General features: G+C 34.4%; 22 protein-coding genes and 5 tRNA genes. 22 read left to right on the forward strand and 5 right to left on the reverse strand.

The window, feature by feature from the left end; genetic code table 11:
* Positions 1–19: 19 nt before the first annotated feature.
* Together PK35_RS06235 and PK35_RS06240 are read right to left on the reverse strand one after the other, a co-directional pair.
* The gene (locus PK35_RS06235) at positions 20–1,204 is read right to left on the reverse strand and encodes a pyridoxal phosphate-dependent aminotransferase (RefSeq protein WP_044625842.1); all 1,185 of its coding nucleotides are present in this window, start codon (positions 1,202–1,204) and stop codon (positions 20–22) included.
* A gap of 19 nt (positions 1,205–1,223) precedes the next feature.
* On the reverse strand, positions 1,224–2,324 hold the full coding sequence (locus tag PK35_RS06240; RefSeq protein WP_044625843.1) for a fatty acid desaturase family protein: 1,101 nt from the start codon (positions 2,322–2,324) through the stop codon (positions 1,224–1,226).
* A 142-nt stretch (positions 2,325–2,466) separates the two neighbouring features.
* Between PK35_RS06240 and rsmG the strand changes: the two genes are divergently transcribed.
* Positions 2,467–3,093: a 16S rRNA (guanine(527)-N(7))-methyltransferase RsmG gene (rsmG, locus tag PK35_RS06245; protein ID WP_044625844.1), complete on the forward strand. Its 627-nt coding sequence runs from the start codon at positions 2,467–2,469 to the stop codon at positions 3,091–3,093.
* A 28-nt stretch (positions 3,094–3,121) separates the two neighbouring features.
* Here the strand turns inward: rsmG and PK35_RS06250 are convergent, their stop codons facing one another.
* The 3 genes from PK35_RS06250 to PK35_RS06260 form a co-directional block, all read right to left on the reverse strand.
* Entirely contained in the window at positions 3,122–4,078 is a 957-nt protein-coding gene (locus PK35_RS06250; protein ID WP_082048535.1) for a tetratricopeptide repeat protein, read from the reverse strand.
* Positions 4,079–4,141: 63 nt separating this feature from the next.
* Positions 4,142–5,392, reverse strand: coding sequence for an RNA polymerase sigma factor (locus PK35_RS06255; RefSeq protein WP_044625846.1), 1,251 nt, complete (start codon positions 5,390–5,392; stop codon positions 4,142–4,144).
* A gap of 1 nt (position 5,393) precedes the next feature.
* Positions 5,394–5,741, reverse strand: coding sequence for a YciI family protein (locus tag PK35_RS06260; RefSeq protein ID WP_044625847.1), 348 nt, complete (start codon positions 5,739–5,741; stop codon positions 5,394–5,396).
* 110 nt (positions 5,742–5,851) lie between these two features.
* On the opposite strand from PK35_RS06260, the gene PK35_RS06265 reads away from it, so the two are divergent.
* The 21 genes from PK35_RS06265 to rplL all read left to right on the forward strand — a co-directional run bounded on the left by PK35_RS06265 (position 5,852) and on the right by rplL (position 19,180).
* Positions 5,852–7,144, forward strand: a complete 1,293-nt coding sequence (locus PK35_RS06265) for a DUF2851 family protein (protein WP_044625848.1) — start codon at positions 5,852–5,854, stop codon at positions 7,142–7,144.
* Between the two features lie 14 nt (positions 7,145–7,158).
* Positions 7,159–7,386, forward strand: a complete 228-nt coding sequence (locus PK35_RS06270; RefSeq protein ID WP_044625849.1) for a PspC domain-containing protein — start codon at positions 7,159–7,161, stop codon at positions 7,384–7,386.
* A gap of 6 nt (positions 7,387–7,392) precedes the next feature.
* Positions 7,393–8,412, forward strand: a complete 1,020-nt coding sequence (locus PK35_RS06275; protein ID WP_044625850.1) for a potassium channel family protein — start codon at positions 7,393–7,395, stop codon at positions 8,410–8,412.
* Between the two features lie 108 nt (positions 8,413–8,520).
* Positions 8,521–10,221 carry an alanine/glycine:cation symporter family protein gene (locus tag PK35_RS06280; protein WP_044625851.1) on the forward strand — a complete coding sequence of 567 codons (1,701 nt, stop codon included), beginning with the start codon at positions 8,521–8,523 and terminating at the stop codon, positions 10,219–10,221.
* Positions 10,222–10,242: 21 nt separating this feature from the next.
* Positions 10,243–11,124, forward strand: coding sequence for a ComEA family DNA-binding protein (locus PK35_RS06285; protein WP_044625852.1), 882 nt, complete (start codon positions 10,243–10,245; stop codon positions 11,122–11,124).
* Positions 11,117–12,283 (forward strand): acyl-CoA dehydrogenase family protein, encoded by a 1,167-nt coding sequence (locus PK35_RS06290; protein ID WP_044625853.1) that lies wholly within the window; start codon positions 11,117–11,119, stop codon positions 12,281–12,283. Before PK35_RS06285 ends, PK35_RS06290 begins: the two co-directional genes overlap by 8 nt.
* An 85-nt stretch (positions 12,284–12,368) precedes the next feature.
* Positions 12,369–12,563, forward strand: coding sequence for a 30S ribosomal protein S21 (gene rpsU / locus PK35_RS06295; RefSeq protein WP_044625854.1), 195 nt, complete (start codon positions 12,369–12,371; stop codon positions 12,561–12,563).
* Positions 12,564–12,678: 115 nt separating this feature from the next.
* Positions 12,679–13,569, forward strand: coding sequence for a tyrosine-type recombinase/integrase (locus PK35_RS06300; RefSeq protein ID WP_044625855.1), 891 nt, complete (start codon positions 12,679–12,681; stop codon positions 13,567–13,569).
* A 36-nt stretch (positions 13,570–13,605) separates the two neighbouring features.
* Complete coding sequence (hpf, locus tag PK35_RS06305) at positions 13,606–13,908, forward strand: ribosome hibernation-promoting factor, HPF/YfiA family (RefSeq protein ID WP_044625856.1); 303 nt, start codon at positions 13,606–13,608, stop codon at positions 13,906–13,908.
* 101 nt (positions 13,909–14,009) lie between these two features.
* Positions 14,010–14,083 (forward strand) — tRNA-Thr (locus PK35_RS06310).
* A gap of 181 nt (positions 14,084–14,264) precedes the next feature.
* Positions 14,265–14,346 (forward strand) — tRNA-Tyr (locus PK35_RS06315).
* 93 nt (positions 14,347–14,439) lie between these two features.
* Positions 14,440–14,512: transfer RNA gene (locus PK35_RS06320), tRNA-Gly, on the forward strand.
* A gap of 157 nt (positions 14,513–14,669) precedes the next feature.
* A tRNA-Thr gene (locus PK35_RS06325) sits at positions 14,670–14,741 on the forward strand.
* A gap of 74 nt (positions 14,742–14,815) precedes the next feature.
* Positions 14,816–16,003: an elongation factor Tu gene (gene tuf, locus PK35_RS06330; RefSeq protein ID WP_044625857.1), complete on the forward strand. Its 1,188-nt coding sequence runs from the start codon at positions 14,816–14,818 to the stop codon at positions 16,001–16,003.
* A gap of 62 nt (positions 16,004–16,065) precedes the next feature.
* Positions 16,066–16,138: transfer RNA gene (locus tag PK35_RS06335), tRNA-Trp, on the forward strand.
* A 67-nt stretch (positions 16,139–16,205) separates the two neighbouring features.
* Positions 16,206–16,397 (forward strand): preprotein translocase subunit SecE, encoded by a 192-nt coding sequence (gene secE / locus PK35_RS06340; RefSeq protein WP_044626064.1) that lies wholly within the window; start codon positions 16,206–16,208, stop codon positions 16,395–16,397.
* A 26-nt stretch (positions 16,398–16,423) separates the two neighbouring features.
* The gene (gene nusG, locus PK35_RS06345; RefSeq protein ID WP_044625858.1) at positions 16,424–16,978 is read left to right on the forward strand and encodes a transcription termination/antitermination protein NusG; all 555 of its coding nucleotides are present in this window, start codon (positions 16,424–16,426) and stop codon (positions 16,976–16,978) included.
* Positions 16,979–17,050: 72 nt separating this feature from the next.
* The gene (gene rplK / locus PK35_RS06350) at positions 17,051–17,488 is read left to right on the forward strand and encodes a 50S ribosomal protein L11 (RefSeq protein WP_044625859.1); all 438 of its coding nucleotides are present in this window, start codon (positions 17,051–17,053) and stop codon (positions 17,486–17,488) included.
* Between the two features lie 20 nt (positions 17,489–17,508).
* A complete protein-coding gene (gene rplA, locus PK35_RS06355; RefSeq protein ID WP_044625860.1) occupies positions 17,509–18,198 on the forward strand; it encodes a 50S ribosomal protein L1 in 690 nt (229 codons plus the stop codon).
* 19 nt (positions 18,199–18,217) lie between these two features.
* On the forward strand, positions 18,218–18,739 hold the full coding sequence (rplJ, locus tag PK35_RS06360) for a 50S ribosomal protein L10 (protein ID WP_044625861.1): 522 nt from the start codon (positions 18,218–18,220) through the stop codon (positions 18,737–18,739).
* Between the two features lie 63 nt (positions 18,740–18,802).
* Positions 18,803–19,180, forward strand: a complete 378-nt coding sequence (rplL, locus tag PK35_RS06365; RefSeq protein ID WP_044625862.1) for a 50S ribosomal protein L7/L12 — start codon at positions 18,803–18,805, stop codon at positions 19,178–19,180.
* Positions 19,181–19,349 lie beyond the last annotated feature (169 nt).

Raw genomic sequence — 19,349 nt, forward strand, 5'->3', positions numbered from 1 at the left:
ATAATCTTGTTTCAGTTTGTTAGCTTACAGCTTCCTTAATACGTTTTATAGCTTCAATAATTTGTTCTTGCGAAGCGGCATAAGAAATACGAATACAGTCTGGGTTACCAAAAGCTTCACCTGTTACGGTGGCAACTAGAGCTTCTTCAAGTAAGTACAATGAAAAATCTGTTGCATTGTTTATGGTTTTTCCACGTAAAGTCTTTCCGAAGTAATGCGATATATTAGGGAATACATAAAAAGCACCATCTGGAACATTACAGTTAAAGCCTTCAATATCGTTTAATAAACCTAGAATTAAATCTCTTCGTTCTTTAAATTCTTCAATCATGTACGATACTTTCTCTGGAGATTCTGTACATGCGGTTATAACAGCGCGTTGTGCGATACAGTTGGCACCACTTGTTGCTTGCCCTTGAAGTTTATTACAAGCTCTAGCAATTTTTTCTGGAGCGCCAATATACCCAATACGCCATCCAGTCATTGCAAATGCTTTAGATACACCATTTACAGTAATGGTTCTGTCGTACATGTCTTCAAATTCAGCAATACTAGTATGACCTTTACCGTAGTTTATGTGTTCGTAAATTTCATCTGAAACTACATAAATATCTGGATGCTTTTTAAATACTTCAACCAAGGCTTGTAGCTCTTCTTTACTGTAAACAGAACCACTCGGGTTACAAGGCGAGCTAAACCACATCATTTTAGTTTTTGGAGTAATGGCAGCTTCAAGTTGTTCTGCTGTCATTTTAAAGTCGGTTTCAATCGATGTTTTTACTTCAACAGGAACACCGCCAAAAAGCTTTACAATATCAGAGTAACTTACCCAATACGGACATGGTAAAATAACTTCATCACCATCATTAAGCATGACACCAGCAATGTTAAAAAGCGCTTGTTTAGCTCCTGTAGAAACTACAATTTGACTTGGTGTGTAAGTTAAATTGTTATCGCGTTTAAACTTGGTAATAATGGCATCTTTTAATTCGTCATAACCATCAACAGGTGTGTACGAGTTATAATTGTCGTTAATGGCTTTAATGGCTGCGTCTTTTATAAAATCGGGCGTGTTAAAGTCTGGTTCGCCTAAGCTTAAGCCAATAATGTCTTTGCCTTCGCCTCTTAATTCGCGTGCTTTTGCCGCCATAGCTAACGTAGCAGACGTAGCCATGCTTAAAATTCTATCGGATAGTAGTTGCATTTTGTATGTAAAAAGTTGATTAAACTTGTAAAGCAGGTTTCATGCCCATTTCTTTTAAGTATTTAAAATGAGAAATAATAGCCTTACGGGTGGTTTTATATTCGTTGTATGGTAAGTTGAATTCTTTAGCGGTTTCCCTAACAATTTTTGAGATTTTTGTATAATGCACATGGCTTATGTGTGGGAAAATATGATGCTCTACTTGGTGGTTTAATCCGCCAGTAAACCAATTAACAATACGGTTTTTTGTGCTAAAGTTAATGGTTGTTTTAAGTTGGTGAATGGCCCAAGTGTTTTTCATAGTGCCGTTTTCTTCAGGCAATGGCATTTCGGCTTCTTCCATAACATGTGCTAATTGAAACACGACACTTAAAATAAGTCCTGCGGTGTAGTGCATTACAAAAAAGCCTAAAAGTACTTTCCACCAAGCAATATCTAAAATTAGCATTGGCAATACAATCCAGATACTAACATATATTAATTTCGAAATAACTAGTTTACTCCAGTTCCAAACTGGATTTGGGAATTTTCCGTAAGAAAGCTTGCGTTTCATATAGCGACGCATTTGTTGCCAATCGGTAGTGATAGCCCAATTAATAGTTAATAAACCATATAATAAAATAGAGTAGTAATGTTGAAATTTATGGTACCATTTCCACTCAGAGTGTTTTGTAAAGCGTAAAATACGTCCTGCATCTAAATCTTCATCATGTCCATGAATATTAGTGTAAGTATGGTGTAAAACATTGTGTTGTACTTGCCAATTGTAAACATTACCAGCAAGAATATAAATACTGCTTCCCATTAAACGGTTAACCCATTCTTTATTAGAGAACGAACCGTGGTTGCCATCGTGCATTACATTCATGCCAACGCCAGCCATACCAATGCCCATTACAATAGTAAGTAGTAATTGCGCCCAACCAGGAATATTTAAGGTTAATATTAAAAAATAAGGGGCTAAAAATAACGAAAACATGACAATTGTTTTTACCCAGATTTTCCAGTTTCCGGTCCGCTTAACGTTATTTTCTTTAAAGTAATTGTTAACTCTTTTATTTAAAGTTCTAAAAAATTTTGCTGAATCCGTTCGAGAGAACGATAATGTCTGTTTAGTCATGATAATAAATTTAATATAGCATTCAATAAAATTAGAAAAACTATATTCCGTGCAAATATAGTTATAAACCAACTGAAGTAATAACGTTTTTTAGTAAAATAATGTATTTAAAAAGCATATTTTTGTTGAAAATTTAACAGAAATGGAGCTTATTTTAAAGTACTTTCCAGATTTAACTGAAACCCAAATACATCAGTTTAAATTATTAGAAAATCTTTATCAAGACTGGAATTTAAAAATAAACGTGGTGTCTCGAAAAGATATAGACGAACTGTATTTACGCCATGTTTTGCATTCTTTAGGTATTGCTAAAGTGATGCGCTTTGCTAGTGGAAGCCGCATTATGGATGTTGGTACAGGTGGTGGTTTTCCTGGGATTCCGTTAGCTATTATGTTTCCAGAATGCTCTTTTCATTTAGTAGATAGTATCGCTAAAAAGTTGAAAGTTGTAAATGAAGTTGTTGAAGGTTTAGAACTTACTAATGTAAAAACAACGCATACCCGAGTTGAAGAAATTAACGAAACTTACGATTTTATTGTAAGTAGAGCCGTTGCAGCAATGCCAACTTTTGTGCATTGGGTAAAAGGTAAAATTGCTAAAAAACAGCAAAACGAATTAAAAAATGGGATTTTATATTTAAAGGGTGGTAATTTATCGGAAGAGTTAGAAACCTATACCACGGCAACTATTTATAATTTAACCGATTTTTATGATGAAGATTTCTTTGAAACTAAAAAAGTGGTTCATTTACCTTTAAAGTATAAATAGAGATTTTAATGTTGAGTTAACTTCTTAATTACTCAAGCTTCATTAACGCGTTTACATTATTATTAAAGTAAAAATATTGGTTTTTATGCCAATATGTGTTTTTATAAACTTCAATACTATTTATAGGTGCATTAGGAGAAATAATGTTGTTGGCTTTTTCGAAATTTGATTTTGCTAAATCGAAATTATTCAGCCTAAAATGGCACATAGCCAATCCTAAATAAGCGTCAAAATCTGTGGCATCGAATTCTAAAACTTTAGTAAAATCTGTTAACGCATTTTCAAATTTGCCAATAAATAAATTTGCTGCTCCGCGGTAAAAGTAACTATAAGCATTGTTTCTATCGGCTCTAATTACAACCGATAAATCGCGTTTGGCTTCAAGATAATATTTAATGTCCATAAAAAAGGTAGCGCGACTAAAATATGAATCAACCGAAGGTTCTAAATAAATGGCAGCATTATAATCGGCCATTGCATTTTTATGATTCTCTAAAGCGCTGTAAGCATGACCGCGTAAAATATAGACTCTGGCAAAATTGGGCGCTTCTTTTAAAATTTTAGTAAAATCGGTTATGGCATTTTCAAATTCGCCCATATCTAGTTTTACACAAGCTAAACTATACAAGGCATCAATAAAATCGTCATCAAGCATATAGGCTTTGGCATAATCTTGTTTGGCACCAGGCAAATCTTGTAAACTGTATTTAGAGTTTCCGCGATTAAAATAGGTGTCGGCTTCAGGTTTTTCAATTATAATTCTGGAGTAATCTACAATAGCGCCTCTAAAATCACCCAAATCATTTTTTGCAATACCACGCTGAAAAATAGCATCGTAATGATTGGGTTCTTCTTTTATAATAGCATCTAAAATAGAAATGCGTTCTTCTAAATTTGAAGTTCTTAAGGCTTGCCTATACATTTTCTTTACCTGAGCAAAATTAAGAATAGGCAATAATATTACGAGTGCTAGCAGTTTTTTCATGGTGAAATAGGGAGCAAAAAATATGCCGTTTTTCACATAAAGATAATATAGTTTTCTAAAAAGTTAGGAGTTAATTTTTAAAATTAAAGCGTCTCGTTTTTTTGACAAATAATTTTTTTCGAGTGTATTACTCACTTTTTTAATCGCTATGTTTAGATTTTCAATCGCTTTTTTGAGCTGATAGGTTTGTACAAAATAATCGGCTTTGGTAGCGTAAAACAAATAGGCGCGTTGCTGTAAATTATCTTCCTTTATGTTGTCTAAATGCCTTTTTGCCATTACAAAGTCTTGTTTTTGTAAACATACAACCGCCATGTTTAATAAATTTATTGGAGCAGGCTGTAATTGGTGCAAACATAAATACCAATGATGAATTTTTTCCCAGTTGGTAAGCTCAAATTTTGGTGCTTTTAAATGTTCGGCAATTATGGCGGCTTCGTAATGATAGTGTGAAAATGTTTGGGTTTCAATAGCTTTATGCATCATCATATTGCCACGTTCTATAAGTGGTACATGCCAAAGACAGCGGTTTTGAGTTTTTAAATCTAAAATTTCGTTTTTGGTATTGGTTTTAGCATCTAAACGAGCTGCATGAAAACACATTAAAGCACATAGCGCATACACTTTGGGTTTTCGTGTAATTTCCTTTTTTAGTAATATTTGAGTTAAACGAATGGCTTCTGCACAAAGTTCTTTTTGAATGAGCTTGTCTTTTTTATTAGAATGAAACCCTTCATTAAAAATTAAATATAAAACTTCCAAAACACTTTCTAAGCGAGAAGATAAATCTTTCCCTTGCGGAATTTTAAACAGAATTTGTTGTTGTTTAATACTTTGTTTTGCTCGTAATAAACGCTTTTTTATGGTGTCTTCTTTGGTTAGTAACGCCGAAGCAATTTCTTTAATGCTAAATCCAGAAACTGTTTTAAGGGCAAACGAAATGCGGTCGCGCGCATCGAGTTTTGGGTGACACGCTGTAAAAATCATGCGTAATTGAGCGTCTTCAATTTCTGAATCTAGAAACAATTCGCTTATGGCAATGCTTTGTGTACCTTGGTTAATATTTGGTACGTTGTTTTGTTGCGTTTTTAATGTTCTAAAAATATCTAAAACACGGTTTTTAGCTACTTTATTTAACCAAGCTTCGGGATTTTCGGGTTGTTGGTTACGCCAACTTAAACTGGCTTTTATAAACGTATCTTGTACCGCATCTTCAATAATGTCGAGATGTTGTAAACCAAAAATACGGGTTAAAACAGAGACCATCTTTCCGCTATGATGCCTAAAAAGATGGTCTATTAATTGGTTTTCCATATTATTTATCGAACACCATAACTTCTCTAATTTCTACGGTGCCGCCTAAATCGTAATCTGGAAAATCTTGTGCAATTGCCTCAACAGCATCAAAATCTTTAGCTTCAACGGTGTAATAGCCTCCAACAATTTCTTTAGCTTCTGCCGAAGATAAATCGGTTACCGTGCGATTTTCACCCGAAACACGACGAATTTGTGGTGTTAAAGCTTCGCCGCCGCGTAAAACACCTGCTTGTTCCATTTTGTTACCCCAAGCAAACCATTTTTGCATGCGCGATTGTAGTTCTTCTGGCGATAAGCCTAAATCGGAGTAATCGGCGCCTGAGAAAATCATCATAAATTGTTTCATAATTAAAATTTTTAAAAGTTTATATCTTAAAGACGTTTGCGAGATTTAAAAAGGGGACACTTTTTTTTGATTTATTAAAATTCTTACGGCAAAATAATTAAATTAGTTGAATGCAAGAAGATTTTCTACATTATATATGGAAACATAAAAAGTTTAATATTACCAATTTAAAAACCGTAACAGGAGCAATTGTGACTATTAAAAGTGTGGGTTCTCATAATTTAAATTCGGGTCCCGATTTTTTTAATGCGCAGTTACAAATTGAGGATCAGCTTTGGGCTGGTAATGTTGAAATTCATGTAAAATCGTCCGATTGGTTTTTGCACAATCACGAAATAGATGCGGCTTACAATAATGTTATTTTGCATGTGGTTTGGGAACACGATACTGAGGTGTTTAGGCAAGATAATACATCAATTGCAACTTTACAGCTAAAGGATTTTATTGATGATGCTTTGCTTAAAAGTTATAAAACCCTATTTAATGCCGAAAATAGATGGATTAATTGCGAAAACGAATTTAGTAGTGTTGACGATTTTGTGCTTACAAATTGGAAAGAACGTTTGTATTTTGAACGTTTAGAACAAAAAGCTGGTGTTGTTGATGGGCTATTGCAGAGTTCGAAAAACGATTGGGAGGCAGTATTGTTTAAAATGCTACTTAAAAATTTTGGTTTAAAAGTAAATGGAGAAGCCTTTTTTAGTTTGGCAAATAGTGTTGATTTTGCAGTCGTTCGAAAATCGCAACACGATTTAATAAGCTTAGAAGCTTTGTTGTTTGGTCAAGCAGGTTTGCTAGAAACCGATGTGCAGGAACCTTATTTTTTGAAGCTTGTAAAAGCTTATAATTTTCTTAAAACCAAATTTAAGCTTAATAATGTAGGGGTTTTACCTGTGCAATTTTTTAGGTTACGGCCGCCTAATTTCCCAACCATCCGTTTGTCTCAGTTGGCTAATTTGTATGTTTTGCATCAAAATTTGTTTTCAAAAATAATAGAAACAAAATCGGTTGAGGCGTTTTATGAATTGTTTAAAGTGGAAACCTCTAGTTTTTGGAAAACGCATTATACATTTCAAAAAGAATCAAAATCTTCAACTAAATCTATTTCAAAATCTTTTATTGATTTGTTATTGATTAATACCATTATACCCATTAAATTTTGTTACACGAAACATCAAGGAGTTACTATTCAAGATGAAATTTTAAGTTTGATGACTTCAATAAAATCTGAAAAAAATAGTATTATTTCAGCATTTAATAATTTAAAGCCAGTTTCAAATTCGGCACTCGATTCTCAGGCCTTAATTCATTTAAAAACCAAGTATTGCGATGCTAATAGGTGTTTAAAATGTGCTTTAGGAAATGTGTTTTTAAATAATAAACTTTTAAACCAAAAAACTTAATACTAAATTGCGGTATGAATGTATTTTACAAACCAGTATATTTTTTTCAAAAACACGGGTATTATGTGTGTCAACGTATTGCCGATAGGTTAGGTATTCGGGCTAAAGTAGTGCGCACAAGTTTTATGTATTTAACCTTTGTTACAGTTGGTTTTGGCTTTGCATTATACTTGTTTTTAGCTTTTTGGATGAAGATAAAAGATTTAGTTTACACCAAAAGGTCTTCAGTTTTCGATTTGTAGATTTATATGAATCCATTAATAAAGTTTTTTAGAACTAAAATTTACACAGCAGTACTTTTGCTAATAGTAATTTTACTAATTGGCGTTGCGGGGTATCGGGTTATTTCGGGTTACTCGTGGGTTGACGCTGTTTATATGACAGTAATTACCATGACTACCGTTGGTTTTGGTGAAGTAGTGCCACTTGATAAGGATGCTAAAATTTTTACTATATTTTTAATTTTAGCTAGTGTAATTATAGTAGGTTACGCACTTTCAATTATTACCGAATATATATTGAGTAAGAATGATATTGAAGAATTAAAACACAGAAAGATGCAAAAAAAGATTGATGGTTTTAAAAATCACGTGGTTATTTGTGGCTATGGGCGCAATGGCAAGCAAGCCGCAAGTAAGTTAATGGCCTACAATCGTGAGTTTGTTGTTATTGAAAAAAATAAAGAGTTAGAAGAGCGCTTACAACTCGATGGTGTGCCATATGTAATAGGAAATGCTAATGAAGATGAGGTGTTGCAGCAATCTGGAGTAGATCGTGCATCATGTTTTATTTCGGCTTTACCAAACGATGCCGACAACCTTTTTGTGGTGCTTTCTACGCGACAGCTTAACAAAGACATCAATATAATAAGTAGAGCATCTCAAGAATCGTCCTACAACAAACTAAAGTTTGCAGGAGCCAACAATGTTATTTTACCCGATAAAATTGGAGGAGATCACATGGCTTCGTTAGTTGTGGTACCTGGTTTAATGGAATTTATTGATAATTTGTCTATTGTAGGTAAATCCAATATTAACATTGAAGAAGTAGCGGTTGAGAAATTGTACAACACCAAATTTTCTAAAACTTTAAAAGATTTAGATTTACGCCGAAAAACTGGCTGTAATGTAATTGGTTATAAAGATGCTAGCGGCGAATATATTGTAAACCCAGAAGCCGATTTAAAACTAGAACCACATTCTAAAATTATTGTTTTAGGTCGTCCAGAACAAATTAACGCTCTTAATTCGGAGTTTAATATAGACTAGTGAAATTGCATTTTTAACAACCTATGTTTTAAAATGCCATTTTTTTTTAGCATCTTGCCGGCAATAACTCAAAATTCTTTAATAAATTCTAACTAATTTCAAATTCTTATGAAGAAATATCTTCTTTCAATTTTATCTATAATTTACCCCATTTTAACCTTTGCTCAAGAAGAGGAAATTGGGCTTGACGAAAAAATAGATCAAGCTTTTACTCCAGTAGCAGATTTTTTTACAAACATTGTTTTCTTTCCTGTTTACCAAGGTGAAGAATATACCATTCCTTTTGTTTTGGTATTGTTGGTAGGAAGTGCATTGTTTTTTACAATTTATTTTGGGTTTCCTAATATTCGTTATTTCTGGACAGCTATTAATACGGTTCGTGGAAAGTATGAAGATATTGAAAAACATGGGGCAAATGAACTTTATGGAGAAGATGGTATTGCGCAAGGACAAGATTTAACAAAAGTAGATATTGAAGACCATTTAGTAAGCGTAAAAGACGATTTAGCTATAGACGGTGATATTGTTGATACTATACGTGATGAAAGTTCAGAAGGTGAAGTGTCGCATTTCCAAGCTTTAGCAACAGCTGTTTCTGGTACAGTAGGAAACGGAAATATTGCAGGTGTTGCCTTAGCCATTGCATTAGGAGGGCCTGGAGCAACATTCTGGATGATTATTTGTGGACTTTTAGGAATGTCTACAAAGTTTGTTGAGTGTACTTTAGGTGTGCAGTTTAGAGATGTAGGAGAAGATGGAACGGTTTATGGCGGCCCAATGTACTACATAAGTAAAGGTTTAAAATCTAAAGGTTTTAAAACTTTAGGAAAATTTGTAGCCGGTATTTTTGCTGTATTCTGTGTTGGTGGTTCGTTTGGTGGTGGTAACGCTGCGCAATCTAACCAAGCAACAATTGTAATTAAAGAATTATTTAACTGGGACAGTACAGCGGCTGGAGCCATTGTTGGTTTAGTGCTTGCCATTTTAGTAGGTATCATTATTATTGGTGGTATTAAGCGTATTGCTTCGGTAACCGAAAAGGTAGTGCCTTTCATGGCTTTAATGTATATTTTAGCTTGTGTTTATATCATTTTTAGTAATTTCTCTTTAATTGACGATGCTATTGCATTAATTGTAGAAGAAGCCTTTAATCCAACCGCGTTTGGAGTTGGTACACTTATTGGCGTATTATTAGTAGGATTTAAACGTGCAGCTTTCTCGAACGAGGCTGGTGCAGGTTCGGCGTCAATTGCGCATTCTGCAGTAAGAACAAAATATTCAGCTTCGGAAGGTTTAGTAGCTTTATTAGAGCCATTTATCGACACGGTGGTTATTTGTACCATGACAGCTTTAGTAATTGTTATTTTTAACTTTGGTGGATTCTTTGAATATGGTGGCGATGGTACAGGTGTAGTTTATATTGGTGGTGAAGCCTTTGAAGGTGCCGGAATTACCTCTAAAGCTTTCGCAGAGTACATTCCGTATTCAAATATATTCTTAACGGTAGCGGTAGTATTGTTTGCGGTTTCTACAATGATTTCGTGGTCTTACTATGGCTTACAATCTTGGAAATTTTTATTCGGTCGTGGTAAAACTGCCGATTTAATTTATAAATTATTATTCTTAACCTTTGTAGTAATTGGTGCAGCAGCAAGTATGGGATCTATTTGGTCATTCTCAGATGCGATGATTTTCGCTATGATTTTCCCTAACATGGTTGGTTTATTCTTATTATTCCCGGTGGTTAAAAAACAATTAAATCGTTATCTTGATGCAATCAAGCTTAAAGCTGATGCGATAGAAGATTAAATTTAAACTAACTCAACTCTAATGAAATCCCATTTCAAGTTTTCTAAACAACAACGAAATGGGATTTTTCTTTTGGTGTTTTTAATAGTTGCTTTGCAATGCGTTTATTTCTTCTTCAATTTTTCTTCGGAAGAAATAAAAGTTAATTCTGAAGCTTTAAGCGCCTTCAACAAAGAATTCGATTCGTTAAAGGCAATCAAATTAGAAGCTTCAAAACCTAGGATTTATCCCTTCAATCCAAATTATATTACCGATTATAAAGGTGAAACTTTGGGAATGACTACACAGGAAATAGATAGATTGTTTGCATTTAGAAAACAAGGAAAGTTTATTAATTCCGCTAAGCAATTTCAAGAAGTTACTCAAGTTTCAGATTCATTATTGAATGCGATATCACCCTATTTTAAATTTCCCGATTGGGTTGAAAACTCAAGTAGTAATACCGTCAAAAAAACGGTAACAAAAACCGTTTCTAAATTTCATCAAAAAAAAGATTTAAACACTGCGACGGCGGAAGACTTACAAACAGTTTACGGTGTTGGCGCCTATTATGCAAAGCGCATTATTCGTTTCAGAAACTCCTTTCCAGGCGGTTTTATTGCCGATGTTCAGCTTAAAGATGTTTACGGTTTAAAATCAGAAGTTGTTAAAAATATTACAGAAAAATTTACTGTTAAAACACCACGGCAAGTAAAACGCGTAAATATTAATTCGGCTTCGGTTAATGAGTTGGTTACTATACAGCATATTGATTATCGTTTGGCGAATAGTATTGTTGACTATCGGCAGAAAAACGGACATTTTAAATCACTTTCCGATCTGAAAAAAGTAAATGATTTTCCTGTAAATAAATTCGAGATAATTGAATTATATTTGCAGTCCGAAAATAATTTAAATGAATAATATATACTTCACTGAAGAACACCACCTTTTTAGAGAAAGCTTAAAAGATTTTTTACAAAAGGAAGTTGTACCGCATATTGAAACTTGGGAAAAAACTGGATCGATAGATAAATCTATTTGGTTAAAACTTGGTGAAATGGGGTTTTTAGGAATAAACTATCCTGAAGCTTATGGCGGTTTAAATTTAGATTTATTTTACACGGTAATTTTATTAGAAGAGCTTCAAAAAATAAATTCTGGCGGATTTGCAGCAGCTGTTTGGGCACATGCGTATTTGGCCATGACACATTTAAATGCCGAGGGAAGCGAAGCCTTAAAGCAAAAATATTTAACAGCGAGTATTACTGGCGAAAAAGTTGGCTGCCTTTGTATCACTGAGCCTTTTGGAGGTAGTGATGTTGCAGGAATGCGCACAACTGCCGTAAAGAAAGCAGATGGTTATGTGTTAAATGGCTCAAAAACCTTTATTACTAATGGGGTTTATAGCGATTATTTAATTGTTGCGGCTAAAACAAATCCCGAACTGGGGAATAAGGGCATAAGCATCTTTTTAATCGATAGAGATACACCTGGTATTTCGGCTACTAAACTAGATAAATTAGGTTGGCGTGCTTCCGATACTGGTGAGATTGCCTTCGATAATGTTAAAATTCCTTTAGAGAACTTAATGAGCGAAGAAAACAAAGGATTTTCATATATTATGCAACACTTTGCTTTAGAGCGCTTAATAATGGGAATAAATGCCCATGCTAGAGCAGAATTTGCCTTAGAATATGCTTTACAATACATGAGCGAACGTAAAGCTTTCGGTAAATCTATTAACGAATTTCAAGCCTTGCGTCATACTATTTCCGATTTATACACCGAAATGGAAGTTTGCAAAACTTTTAACTACGCCGTAGCAAATCAATTAGATAAAGGTAATTACGTGGTTAAAGAAGCAACCATGTCTAAACTAAAATCTACCAAAATGGCCGACGAGGTTATTTACCAATGCTTACAGTTTTTAGGAGGTTATGGTTATATGGAAGATTACCCAATGGCACGTTTACTGCGTGACAGTAGGTTAGGGCCAATTGGTGGGGGGACATCCGAGATTTTACGAGAAATTATAGCCAAAATAATAATTGATAAAAAGAGTTATAAACCAGCAACTTAAAAATTTTTGAAAAATTAATTCAGTATTCAGAATTAATTATATATTTGCACCCACAAAATCCGAAAAAGAGAGGAGGTTAAGAGCTATGTTAATTATACCAATAAAAGAAGGAGAAAATATAGATAGAGCGTTAAAGCGTTACAAGCGTAAGTTTGATAGAACTGGTACTAAGCGTGCATTACAAACGCGTAAGCAGTTTACTAAGCCATCTGTTGCTCGTAGAGCGCAAGTTCAAAAAGCGCAATACATTCAATCTCTAAGAGATGCAGAAGAAATTTAATCGCTGTATTCCAAGATAATTTAAAATCCCACTTTATTTAGGTGGGATTTTTTTTGCTTCCTATTTAATTAAAGATTTGTATTTTTAAAAAAATCAATTCTAAAACATCCCTAAATTGTCCATTAAATCCTTTTCAGATTATTTGTTGCTCGAAAAAAATTATTCAGCATTAACTGTAAAAGCTTATATAAATGATATTAACGCTTTCGCGGAATTTGTGCGCGGTGAATACGAAACGGATTCAATTAGTACAATAAATTATCAGCAAATAAGAAGTTGGATTGTAACATTAGTTGAAGCTGGCATAACCAACCGAAGCATAAATCGAAAAGTATCGGCATTAAATTCATACTATAAATTTTTGCTCAAAACCGAAACAATTCAAATAAACCCATTAGCGAAACACAAAGCTTTAAAAACAAGTAAAAAAGTACAAATTCCATTTTCAGAAAGTGAAGTAAACCAAGTTTTAAATTATTTTAAAACAGAAAGTGATTATGAAGCATTACGTGATAAATTTATAATCGAATTATTTTATTCAACAGGAATTAGACGTATTGAATTGGTACAACTCAATCTAGCCAGTTTAGATTTGCCTAACAAAACGTTAAAGGTGTTAGGTAAACGAAATAAGGAACGAATATTACCGTTATTAAATAGTGTTGTAGAAACCGCCAAAGTATACCTTAAAGCAAGAAGCGAACTACAAATAATTAAAGATGTAGATAAGTTATTTTTAACAAAAAAAGGCGTTAAAATATACGAAACACTTGTTTACAGAATAATAAATGACTATTTTAGTAAAGCATCTACTAAAGTAAAAAAGAGTCCGCACATACTTAGGCACTCCTTTGCAACACATTTATTAAACCAAGGTGCAAACTTAAATGCTGTTAAAGAACTTTTAGGACATTCCAGTTTAGCTGCTACACAAGTTTATACACATAATAGTATAGCAGAATTAAAAAAAGTGCATATAAAAGCACATCCAAGAAGTAAAAAATAGCATTAAATTATTGTCTAACTAAACCTTTTATTTAACATGAAAGTAAACACGCAATCCGTAAATTTTAATGCAGATCAAAAATTAATTCAATTTATTCAAAAACGAATGGATAAATTAGATTTGTTTTACGACAAGGTCATTAAATCTGATGTTTTTTTAAAAGTTGAAAACACCAGCGAAAAAGCCAACAAAATTTTTGAAGCCAGAGTAAGTGTTCCGGGAGATAGCTTTGTAGTAAAAAAGCAATGTAAAACCTTCGAAGAAGGTGCCGATACTGCAATCGCGTCGTTAGAAAGACAGTTAAAAAAACGAAAAGAAAAATTAAGAGCCTATTTATAGTAAAATTTTTCAAAAAATGTTTTGAATACAAAAATAAATCTCTACATTTGCAGTCCGTTAGAAATAACGGGCTTTTTTTATATGGTAAAAAGTATAAAAACGCCGATGTAGCTCAGCTGGCTAGAGCAGCTGATTTGTAATCAGCAGGTCGTGGGTTCGAGTCCCTCCATCGGCTCAAAAAGTTTTGAAAATAGCATCAGGAAAACGTGTTAAATTTTTAAAAAAAAATATAATGCGTTGTGGGACGAGAAGTTTATCCTGAGCGAAGTCGAAGGGAGTCCCTCCATCGGCTCAAAATCCTTAAAAAATTAAGGCTCGAAATTTCGAGAAAGGTCTTTAAAATATTGAATACCATTGGGGAGATACTCAAGCGGCCAACGAGGGCAGACTGTAAATCTGCTGACTATGTCTTCGCAGGTTCGAATCCTGCTCTCCCCACAAAAATTTCAAAACTTTAGTTTTGAGATTTTAGTAAGGGGTCACCCTTACGGATACACGAGCTTGTGAGTGCATCCTTAAAACATGAAAAACGCGGGAGTAGCTCAGTTGGTAGAGCGTCAGCCTTCCAAGCTGAATGTCGCCGGTTCGAACCCGGTCTCCCGCTCTAAAAGATAAGCGATGCGCTCGATAAGGGTGAGAAGTTTATCTCGAGCGCAGTCGAGGGAAACCCGGTCTCCCGCTCAAAAGAGTTATCGGTTTTGGGTAAAGTGTAGTGGTTTAAAAAACCTTAAACTTTAAGCTAGAAACTTTAAACAAAAACTGCCGGTGTAGCTCAGGGGTAGAGCGTTTCCTTGGTAAGGAAGAGGTCACGGGTTCAAATCCCGTCATTGGCTCAATAGTATTAAACAAAAAATTATTAGATAACACTAATATTATTATATAACTAAGATTAAATTTATTTAAAAACATGGCAAAGGCAACTTTCGATCGTTCAAAACCACACTTAAACATTGGTACAATTGGACACGTAGATCACGGTAAAACAACTTTAACTGCTGCTATTACTAAAGTATTAGCTGATGCAGGTTTATCAGAAGCGAGAGATTTCGATCAAATTGATAACGCTCCAGAAGAAAAAGAAAGAGGTATTACAATTAATACATCTCACGTTGAGTATCAAACAGCAAATCGTCACTACGCGCACGTAGATTGTCCAGGTCACGCCGATTACGTTAAGAACATGGTAACTGGTGCTGCACAAATGGATGGTGCAATTTTAGTTGTTGCTGCTACTGATGGTCCTATGCCACAAACTCGCGAGCACATCTTATTAGGTCGCCAAGTAGGTATTCCTCGTATCGTTGTTTTCTTAAACAAAGTTGATATGGTTGACGATGAGGAGTTATTAGAGTTAGTAGATATGGAAGTTAGAGATTTATTAAACTTCTATGAGTACGATGGTGATAACGGACCTGTAATTTCTGGTTCTGCTTTAGGTGCACTTAACGGTGAGCAAAAGTGGGTTGATACTGTATTAGAATTAATGCAAGCTTGTGATGATTGGATCGAGGAGCCTGTACGTGATATGGATAAGCCTTTCTTAATGCCTATCGAAGACGTATTCTCTATTACTGGTCGTGGTACTGTAGCAACTGGTCGTATTGAAACTGGTGTAGCTAACACAGGTGACCCAGTAGAAATTATTGGTATGGGTGCAGAGAAATTAACTTCTACTATTACTGGTATCGAAATGTTCCGTCAAATATTAGATAGAGGTGAAGCTGGTGATAACGCTGGTATCTTATTAAGAGGTATTGAGAAAACTCAAATCTCAAGAGGTATGGTAATTACTAAGCCTGGTTCTGTAACTCCACACAAAAACTTCAAAGCTGAGGTTTATATCCTTAAGAAAGAAGAAGGTGGTCGTCACACACCATTCCACAATAACTACCGTCCACAGTTCTACGTACGTACAACTGACGTAACTGGTAATATTTCTTTACCTGATGGAGTAGAAATGGTAATGCCTGGAGATAACTTAACTATCACTGTTGAATTAATTCAACCAATCGCGATGAACGTAGGTTTACGTTTCGCTATCCGTGAAGGTGGTAGAACAGTAGGTGCTGGTCAGGTAACTGAAATTCTAGATTAATTAGATTAAAATAATTTATGCTTAGGGTGTCTCGAACAATCGAGATACCTTTAAGTATAAATACGGGTGTAGCTCAGTTGGTAGAGCACTGGTCTCCAAAACCAGGTGTCGGGAGTTCGAGTCTCTCCTCCCGTGCAAAATAAAAGAAGTTAAGCAGGTTGAATTTTATATTCAACTTGTTTTTATTAAAAAAAGTAATAATATGGGAATTGTAAATTATATAAAAGAATCATTTGCAGAGCTAAAAAATAATGTGACATGGCCTTCTTGGGCAGAAGCACAAAGTTTAACGGTTTTAGTAGCTGTGTTTTCTATTATATTTTCACTTGCTATTTGGGGTGTAGATACAGTTTTCAGTAAGGTTATTACGGCTTACTTTCAATGGATAGGTTAACAATTAATAGTTAAAGGAAAAAGATTATGTCTGAGGTAAGTGAAAAAAAATGGTATGTTGTTCGTGCAGTTAGTGGACAAGAGAACAAAATTAAAACATACATAGAAAATGAAATTGCACGTTTAGGAATGCAAGATTATGTTGATCAAGTATTGGTTCCTACCGAACGTGTGGTTCAAATTCGTAACGGAAAAAAAATACACAAAGAGAAAGTGTTTTTTCCAGGATACATTATGGTTCAAGCTAATTTAACTGGTGAAGTACCTCACATTATCCGTTCGGTAACGAATGTTATCGGATTTTTAGGTGAAACAAAGGGAGGTGATCCTGTGCCGTTAAGACAGTCTGAAGTAAATAGAATGTTAGGTAAGGTAGATGAGTTAACAGTAGAAGAAACTGCTAATGTAGCTATTCCTTACACTAAAGGAGAAACTGTTAAAGTTATTGATGGACCATTTAATGGATTTGATGGTACTATTGAAAACATTAATGAAGAAAAGCGTAAACTTGAAGTTATGGTTAAAATTTTCGGAAGAAAAACACCATTAGAGTTAAGTTATATGCAAGTAGAAAAAGTATAATAATTGTTACACTATATAAAATGATGCGTTTTTTGCTTCCAAACTAAGGCGTATCAAACTAAATTATTAAAAATGGCAAAAGAATTAGGTAAAGTAGTTAAGTTACAAGTTCGGGGAGGTGCTGCGAATCCGTCGCCACCGGTTGGACCCGCTTTAGGTGCTGCTGGAGTTAACATTATGGAGTTCTGTAAGCAATTTAATGCTAGAACTCAAGATAAACAAGGTAAAGTTTTACCAGTTGTTATCTCTGTTTATAAAGACAAGTCTTTCGACTTCGTTATTAAAACTCCTCCAGCTGCAGTACAATTATTAGAAGCGGCCAAGGTGAAAAAAGGTTCAGGTGAACCAAACCGAAAAAAAGTAGCTAAAGTATCTTGGGACCAAATTAAAACCATCGCAGAAGATAAAATGCAAGATTTAAATGCATTCGAAATTGAATCTGCAATGCGTATGGTGGCTGGTACAGCAAGATCTATGGGGATAACTGTTACAGGTCAATTTCCATCTTAATCTATTAAAGACATTACAAAATGGCAAGATTAACAAGAAAGCAAAAAGAAGCTTTAGCGAAAATTGAAAAAGGTAGAGTGTATTCGTTAAACGAAGCATCAGCCTTAGTTAAAGAAGTTACCAATACAAAATTTGATGCATCTGTAGATATCGCTGTACGTTTAGGAGTAGATCCTCGTAAAGCTAATCAAATGGTGCGTGGTGTGGTTTCGTTACCTCACGGTACTGGTAAAGACATGAAAGTATTAGCATTAGTTACTCCAGACAAAGAAGCAGAAGCTAAAGAAGCTGGAGCAGATTATGTTGGTTTAGATGAATACCTTGATAAAATTAAAGGTGGATGGACCGACGTAGATGTAATTATTACTATGCCAAGCGTTATGGGTAAATTAGGTCCTTTAGGACGTGTGTTAGGTCCTCGTGGTTTAATGCCAAACCCAAAAACTGGTACAGTAACTATGGATATTGCAAAAGCAGTAAGCGAAGTAAAAGCTGGTAAAATCGACTTTAAAGTTGATAAAACAGGTATTGTACATGCAGCTATAGGAAAAGCATCTTTTAGTGCTGATAAGATTGCAGGAAATGCAAATGAATTATTACAAACATTAATAAAATTAAAACCAACAACTGCAAAAGGTACTTACGTAAAGAGTATTTTTATTTCTTCTACAATGAGTCCTAGTATTGCTGTTGATCCTAAAATTGGTTAATTAAGTTAAAACTTTTATTATGACAAGAGAAGAAAAATCACAAGTTATTGAGGAGTTAACTGCAGAATTAGCCAATAATGCAAATATCTATTTAGCTGATATTTCTGGGTTAAACGCAGGAGCAACGTCTGATTTACGTCGTGCAGCTTTTAAAGCAAACGTAAAAATGGCAGTTGTTAAAAATACCTTACTTGCTAAAGCAATGGAGGCTTCAGATAAAGAATTTGGAGACTTACCTTCAGTGTTAAAAGGAAATACATCAGTAATGTATGCCGAAGCAGGTAACGCGCCAGCAAAGTTAATTAAAAACTTCCGTAAGAAAACCGAAAAGCCTTTATTAAAAGGAGCGTTTATTGAAGAAGCAATTTACATTGGCGATGAGCAATTAGATGCTTTAGTTGATATTAAGTCTAAAGACGAGTTATTAGGAGAGATTGTTGGATTACTTCAATCGCCTGCTAAAAATGTTGTTTCAGCACTTAAATCAGGTGGCGGAAAAATTGCAGGTATTATTAAAACACTATCTGAAAAAGAAGGATAGTATTAGCGAGTACGCACTTTATTACAATTATATTATTAAAAACACTATTAAAACGATAGAAAAATGGCAGATTTAAAAGATTTCGCAGAACAATTAGTTAACTTAACAGTAAAAGAAGTAAACGAGTTAGCTACTATATTAAAAGATGAGTATGGTATCGAGCCTGCTGCTGCTGCTGCAGTTGCTGTTGCTGGTCCTGCTGCTGGTGGTGATGACGCTGGTGAAGCTCAAACTGAGTTTGACGTAATATTAAAAGCCGCTGGTGGTTCTAAATTAGCTGTTGTTAAATTAGTTAAAGAATTAACTGGTTTAGGATTAAAAGAAGCTAAAGAATTAGTTGATGGTGCACCAAGCGCTATTAAAGAAGGAATTGCTAAAGACGAAGCAGAAGCTTTAAAATCTTCTTTAGAAGAAGCAGGAGCAGAAGTTGAGCTTAAGTAAGCTTAACCACTCTTAAAAACAAAGGTTTAGGTTTATCCCGCTAAACGGCGGGATATCACCTAGACCATTTTGCGTATATAAAAGTATAGCAAATAAAACATATTTTTTGGCACGGTATCGTGCCGTTTTTTCCAAGTGTTTAAAGAGCACTTTAACTATTTTTTTAATC

The organism is Neotamlana nanhaiensis, assembly GCF_000943555.1.
Classification (GTDB): domain Bacteria; phylum Bacteroidota; class Bacteroidia; order Flavobacteriales; family Flavobacteriaceae; genus Neotamlana; species Neotamlana nanhaiensis.